This is a genomic window from Ideonella azotifigens (assembly GCF_006519715.1).
In the GTDB taxonomy this organism is placed as follows: Bacteria; Pseudomonadota; Gammaproteobacteria; order Burkholderiales; family Burkholderiaceae_C; genus Ideonella; species Ideonella azotifigens.
The window spans coordinates 1-6,250 of sequence record NZ_VIDT01000312.1; the positions used below are offsets into that span (position 1 = coordinate 1).

General features: G+C 65.5%; 6 protein-coding genes. All 6 read right to left on the reverse strand.

The window, feature by feature from the left end:
- Window positions 1-1,083, reverse strand: a 1,083-nt coding sequence (locus FKP22_RS17860) for a type IV pilus assembly protein FimV (RefSeq protein WP_141288916.1), incomplete at its 3' end; no start/stop codon positions are given.
- A gap of 419 nt (window positions 1,084-1,502) precedes the next feature.
- The gene (gene asd / locus FKP22_RS17865; protein WP_141288918.1) at window positions 1,503-2,636 is read right to left on the reverse strand and encodes an aspartate-semialdehyde dehydrogenase; all 1,134 of its coding nucleotides are present in this window, start codon (window positions 2,634-2,636) and stop codon (window positions 1,503-1,505) included.
- A 103-nt stretch (window positions 2,637-2,739) separates the two neighbouring features.
- Complete coding sequence (gene leuB, locus FKP22_RS17870; RefSeq protein ID WP_141288919.1) at window positions 2,740-3,852, reverse strand: 3-isopropylmalate dehydrogenase; 1,113 nt, start codon at window positions 3,850-3,852, stop codon at window positions 2,740-2,742.
- Between the two features lie 25 nt (window positions 3,853-3,877).
- Complete coding sequence (leuD, locus tag FKP22_RS17875; protein WP_141288921.1) at window positions 3,878-4,525, reverse strand: 3-isopropylmalate dehydratase small subunit; 648 nt, start codon at window positions 4,523-4,525, stop codon at window positions 3,878-3,880.
- 13 nt (window positions 4,526-4,538) lie between these two features.
- On the reverse strand, window positions 4,539-4,658 hold the full coding sequence (locus tag FKP22_RS17880) for an entericidin A/B family lipoprotein (protein WP_375140595.1): 120 nt from the start codon (window positions 4,656-4,658) through the stop codon (window positions 4,539-4,541).
- 38 nt (window positions 4,659-4,696) lie between these two features.
- Window positions 4,697-6,112 carry a 3-isopropylmalate dehydratase large subunit gene (gene leuC / locus FKP22_RS17885; RefSeq protein WP_141288925.1) on the reverse strand — a complete coding sequence of 472 codons (1,416 nt, stop codon included), beginning with the start codon at window positions 6,110-6,112 and terminating at the stop codon, window positions 4,697-4,699.
- Window positions 6,113-6,250 lie beyond the last annotated feature (138 nt).

The window sequence follows — 6,250 nt, forward strand, 5'->3', positions numbered from 1 at the left end:
CAGCTGCGGCGCACTGGCCGCCGCAGGCGCAGTGGCAGCCTTGTTGCCACCGGAAAGCTTCTTCAGCTCCTCGACATTGCGCGACAGCTCGGCCACGCGGGTGTCGGCGGCCTTGCGCTCACTTTCCTTAGAAATCTTGCTTTCGGTCTCGCCGGTCTTGCCGCGCGAGAGCTTCAGCTGGTCGGGCGCGGTGGCGGGGCCGCCAGGCTTGCGGTCCTGCACCGCGGCCTCGACCTTGCCACTGGCCTGGCGGGCCGATTCAGTCGTCTTGACCGCAGGCGCGCCTTCGGCGAGGCGCTGGCGGAAGGCCGAGAAGTCGGCGCTGTGGGCCTGGATGACCTGGTGCGCTTCGTCGGCACCAATGCTGCCGGCGCTCTGCGCGTCAGGCACATTCAGCACCACGCCGGCCTTCAGCCGGTTCATGTTGTTGCCAAGGAAGGCCTGCGGATTGCCGCGGTACAGGCCGACCAGCATCTGGTCCAGCGACACGCCTTGGCGCGCATTGGCATTGGCGATGGACGACAAGGTGTCGCCGCTGCGCACCTTCACGCTGTCGCCTGAGGCAGAGGAAGGCGTGGCAGGCTGGCTGGCCACCGGACGCGGCGCAGTTGTCGGGGCCTGTGCGGGCGCCGGGCGCGGCGGGGTGTAGGGCGCGGTGGCAATGGGCGGCGGGGCCACCGGTGCGGGAGCCGGCGTGGGCGCAATCGGTGCGGCCGAGATCGCCGGCGCGGCATTCACAGGCGCGGACTGGGTGCCGGCGCTGCTGCGTGTGGTCGGTGGGTCGATCAACAGCGTGTACGAACGCTGCAGCCGGCCGCCATTCCACGAGAAGTCGAGGATGACGTCGACAAAGGGCTCGGACACCGCCCGCTCGCCAACCAGGCGGATGATCGGGCGACCGTCCGAACGCCGTTGCAGCGTGGCCTGGGCGCCGATCAGCACCGCGTTGTAGTCGACACCGGCTGCGCGGAAGGCATCACCTGAAGCGACGCTGCTGCGCAGCGAGGCGGCTTCGTCGGCCGTCAGGCCGGTGATCTCGATTTCGGCCCGCAGCGATTCGCCCAGCGCGCTTTGAACCGTCATCCGGCCCAAGCTGAACGCAGACGCGATCGGATGACAAGCCAGCAGCGCCGCCGCCGCAACAGCACTGAGCAGAGGGCCACGGGCCAGGAATGAGGGGTTCTTCAAAGCGTCTCCGAAAACGCAATCCGCGAGCCTGGGCAACTCAGGCTGCACGCCAACGACAAAACTCCCTGCAGGATATCCCCAAACAAGTGGGGAACTTCTGGCAGGAAAGCGGCACTGTATCAAGCATATAGCTTGCCAAGCTCATCCAAATCCTGACGTTGCCGCGAATGCGCTGAATAGCGCAAACCGCTGCACTTGCCTGTTGCCAAGTGGCAACGGGAGCAGGTTTGCGCGCGCCGGAGCGTGTAACAAGTCACGTTCGAAGCCCTGTTGTGGCATGCGAGGCTGACCTGGGCACCCTGCCCAGGCAGGCCTCAGGCCCCCAGCAGGATGCGCAGCATGCGCCGCAGAGGCTCGGCCGCACCCCAGAGCAATTGGTCACCAATTGTGAAAGCGCCCAGATATTCGGGGCCCATTGCCAACTTGCGCACACGGCCGACAGGAATCGTCATCGTGCCGGTGACAGCCACCGGCGTCAGGTCATGAATGGTCGCTTCGCGGGTGTTGGGCACGAACTTCACCCAGTCGTTGTCGGCCGCGATCATGGCCTCAATGTCGGCCAATGGCACGTCTCTCTTCAGCTTGAAGGTCAGTGCCTGGCTGTGGCAGCGCATCGCACCGACGCGCACGCAGAAGCCGTCCACCGGCACGGCAGGCGAGCCGAAGCCCTCGCCCTGGCCGAGGATCTTGTTGGTTTCGGCCATGCCCTTCCACTCTTCCTTGGACATGCCATTGCCAAGGTCCTTGTCGATCCAGGGGATCAGCGAACCACCCAGCGGCACGCCGAAGTTGGCGGTTTCGGCCTCGGTCAGGCTGCGCTGCTTGGCGATGACCTTGCGGTCGATCTCCAGGATCGCGCTCTTCGGATTGTCCAGCAGCGCCTTCACTTCAGCGTTCAGCGTGCCGTACTGCGTCAGCAGTTCACGCATGTGCTGCGCGCCGCCGCCGGAGGCCGCCTGATAGGTCTGGGTGCTCATCCACTCGACCAGGCCGGCCTTGTAGAGTGCGCCCACGCCCATCAGCATGCAGCTGACGGTGCAGTTGCCCCCGATCCAGTTCTTGCCGCCATCGCTCAGCGCGTTCTTGATCACCGGCATGTTGACCGGGTCCAGCACGATGACGGCGTCGTCCTTCATGCGCAACGTGGAGGCGGCGTCGATCCAGTGGCCGTTCCAGCCTGCGGCACGCAGCTTGGGGAAGACTTCGGTGGTGTAGTCGCCGCCTTGCGCGGTGATGATGATCGCGCAGCGCTTGAGCGCCTCGATGTCGAACGCGTCCTGCAGCCTGGTTTCGTTCTTCGCCATCGCCGGGGCGGCGCCGCCGGCGTTGGAAGTGGAGAAGAACAGCGGTTCGATCAGGTCGAAGTCGCCTTCGGCCTGCATGCGGTCCATCAGGACCGAGCCGACCATGCCGCGCCAGCCGACCAGTCCTACGAGTGCTTGTGCCATGTCAGTTCGCCTTTGCCTTGCCTAGTGAGAGTGCAGAAATCCAGACCTCCCCGGCTCGTGTCGCCGGGATCTGGGTTGCAGGGGCGAGACGAACCGGAGCTGATCAGCTCTTAATGGTTTTGCCGGTTTTGGTGGAGGTGAGTGCCGTGACCACGGCATCACCCATCTCGCGCGCGCCCACCTTCTGGGTGCCCTCGCTCCAGATGTCGGGCGTGCGGTAGCCCGAGGCCAGCACCGATTTCACCGCGGACTCGATGCGGTCGGCGGCTTCGGGCTGTTGGAGGGAGAAACGGAGCATCATGGCGGCAGACAATATTGTAGCCAAAGGGTTGGCCACGCCCTTGCCTGCGATGTCGGGCGCGCTGCCGTGGCTGGGCTCGTACAGGCCCTGGTTCTTCGCATTCAGCGAAGCCGAAGGCAGCATGCCGATCGAGCCGGTGAGCATCGAAGCTTCGTCCGACAGGATGTCGCCGAACATGTTGCCGGTGACGATCACGTCGAAGTTCTTCGGCGCCTTGACCAGTTGCATCGCCGCGTTGTCCACGTACATGTGGTCCAGCGCCACGTCCGGGTACTCCGCGTGCACGGCAGTGACCACGTCCTTCCAGAACTGGAAGGTTTCCAGCACGTTGGCCTTGTCGACCGACGTGACCTTGCCGCCCTTGCCGCCTGCACGCTTGCGGGCGGCCTGGAAAGCAACGTGGGCAATGCGCTCGATTTCCGGGCGCGAATAGCGCATCGTGTCGAAGGCTTCCTCAGCGCCCGGAAAGTGCCCGTCCACCGCGGTGCGGCGGCCGCGCGGCTGGCCAAAGTAGATGTCGCCGGTCAGCTCGCGGATGATCAGGATGTCCAGGCCGGCGATCAGTTCCGGCTTCAGGCTGGACGCGCCAACCAGTTGCTCATAGCAGATGGCAGGACGGAAGTTGGCAAACAGGCCCAGGTGCTTGCGCAGGCCCAGGATGGCCTGCTCCGGGCGCAGCGGCCGGTCCAGCGTGTCGTATTTCCAGTCGCCCACGGCGCCGAACAGCACCGCGTCAGCCGCCTGGGCCAGCTTCAGCGTGGATTCCGGCAGCGGGTGGCCGTGCGCTTCATAGGCGGCACCACCGACCTTGGCCTCTTCCATCTCGAAAGACAGGTCCAGCACCTTCAAGACCTTGACGGCCTCGGCAACGATTTCGGTGCCAATGCCGTCACCCGGCAGGATTGCAATCTTCATGGTCATGTTCAAAGAGGAATCTGAATCAGCGCACGCGCTGGGCCAGCCAGGGCATGCGGGCCAGGCGCTCGGCCTCGAAGGCCTTGATCTTGTCGGAGTGGCGCAGCGTCAGGCCGATGTCGTCGAAGCCGTTGACGAGGCAATACTTGCGGAAGGGTTGCACGTCGAACGGGATCTCGGCCCCGTCCGGCTTGATCACCACCTGGCGCGGCAGGTCCACCGTCAGCTGGTAGCCAGGGAAGGCCTTGACCTCGTCGAACAACTGGTTCACCGCCGACTCCGGCAGCACGATGGGCAACACGCCGTTCTTGAAGCAGTTGTTGAAGAAGATGTCGGCAAAGCTGGGGGCGATCAGCGCACGAAAACCGTACTGCTCCAGCGCCCAGGGCGCGTGCTCGCGGCTGGAGCCGCAGCCGAAGTTCTGGCGCGCCAGCAGCACCGAGGCGCCGGTGTAGCGCGGCTGGTTCAGCACGAAGTCCGGGTTGGCGCGGCGTGTGCCCGGGTCCTGGCCCGGCTCGCCATGATCCAGGTAACGCCATTCGTCGAACAGGTTCGGGCCGAAGCCGGTGCGCTTGATGGACTTCAGGAACTGCTTGGGGATGATCGCGTCGGTGTCGACGTTTTCCCGGTCCATCGGGGCCACGAGGCCCTTGTGAAGGGTGAAGGCTTGCATCACTGAACCCGGGTTACTTGGACTTCTTGGCGGCGCCTTCAATGGCGTCACCAGCCTTGGAAATGTCCTTGCCCATGCCTTCGACGGTGTTGCAACCGACCAGCGCCAGCAGCAGCAGGGAAGCCAGGGTCACGCTCAACTTCTTCAACATCATCCGCTCCTCAAGCGTATTCAAGCCACACGACGCACGTCGACGAAATGTCCGGCCATCGCAGCTGCGGCGGCCATTGCCGGGCTGACCAGGTGGGTGCGGCCGCCAGCGCCCTGGCGGCCTTCGAAATTGCGGTTGCTGGTCGAGGCGCAACGCTCGCCCGGCTCCAGCCGGTCGGCATTCATCGCCAGGCACATGCTGCAGCCCGGCTCTCGCCATTCGAAGCCCGCGGCCTTGAAGACCTCGTCCAGCCCCTCGGCCTCGGCCTGCGCCTTCACCAGGCCAGAGCCTGGCACCACCAGCGCCAGCTTGACGTTGGGCGCAATTCGCCCGCCCACGCGGCGCACCACGGCCGCCGCCTCGCGCATGTCCTCGATGCGGCTGTTAGTGCACGAGCCAATGAAGACCTTGTCGATGCGGATGTCCGACATCGCCTTGTTCGGCTCCAGCGCCATGTACTGCAGCGCACGTTCGATGGCGCCGCGCTTGACGCTGTCCTTTTCCTTGTCCGGATCCGGCACCCGGTCCTCGATGGACAGCACCATCTCCGGCGATGTGCCCCAGGTGACCTGCGGGCGGATCTGCGCGGCGTCCAGCTCGACCACCTTGTCGAAATGTGCGCCCGGGTCGCTGTGCAGCGTGCGCCAGTGGGCCACCGCATGTTCCATCTCCACGCTGTTCGGGCTGAACGGCCGGCCCTGCACGTAGTCGATCGTGGTCTGGTCGACCGCCACCAGGCCGGCACGCGCACCGGCCTCGATGGCCATGTTGCAGACCGTCATGCGGCCTTCCATGCTCAGCGCACGGATGGCAGCGCCAGCGAACTCGATGGTGTAGCCGGTGCCGCCGGCCGTGCCGATCTTGCCGATGATGGCCAGCACGATGTCCTTCGCGCCCACGCCCTTGCTCGTCTGGCCCTCGACCTTGACCAGCATGTTCTTCGCCTTCTTGGCCAGCAGCGTCTGCGTGGCCAGCACATGCTCGACCTCGCTGGTGCCAATGCCGTGCGCCAGCGCGCCAAATGCGCCATGCGTGCTGGTATGGCTGTCGCCGCAGACCACCGTCATGCCCGGCAGCGTGGCGCCCTGCTCCGGACCGATCACGTGCACGATGCCCTGGCGCTTGTCGCTCATCTTGAACTGCGTGATGCCGTAGCGGTCGCAATTGGCGTCCAGCGTGTCGACCTGCAGCCTGGAGATCGGGTCGGCAATGCCTTGCGAGCGATCGGTGGTCGGCACGTTGTGGTCGCTCACCGCCAGGTTGGCCGACAGCCGCCACACCGGCCTGCGTGCGATCTCCAGCCCCTCGAAGGCCTGCGGGCTGGTCACTTCGTGCACCAGGTGGCGGTCGATGTAGAGCGTGGCAGTGCCGTCTTCTTCGGTGTGGACGACGTGTTCGTCCCACAACTTGTCGTACAGGGTGCGTGCGGTGGTCATGGCGTCTGGCTTGTCAAGGCGGCTGGTGGCCGCAGGAGAAGGATTGTCGGGGATTCCGATCAAGGATTCGTCGGCATGGCCGGGCTGCGGCGCGGGTCCGGCAGCGCCGGCTCGGCCTCGGTGCCGGCGAGTGTTCGC

Excerpts from the sequence above, each read along its gene's own strand:
- asd (WP_141288918.1), bottom strand. The coding sequence starts at position 2,636 with ATGGCACAAGCACTCGTAGGACTGGTCGGCTGGCGCGGCATGGTCGGC.
- leuD (WP_141288921.1), bottom strand. The coding sequence starts at position 4,525 with ATGCAAGCCTTCACCCTTCACAAGGGCCTCGTGGCCCCGATGGACCGG.
- leuB (WP_141288919.1), bottom strand. The coding sequence starts at position 3,852 with ATGAAGATTGCAATCCTGCCGGGTGACGGCATTGGCACCGAAATCGTT.
- leuC (WP_141288925.1), bottom strand. The coding sequence starts at position 6,112 with ATGACCACCGCACGCACCCTGTACGACAAGTTGTGGGACGAACACGTC.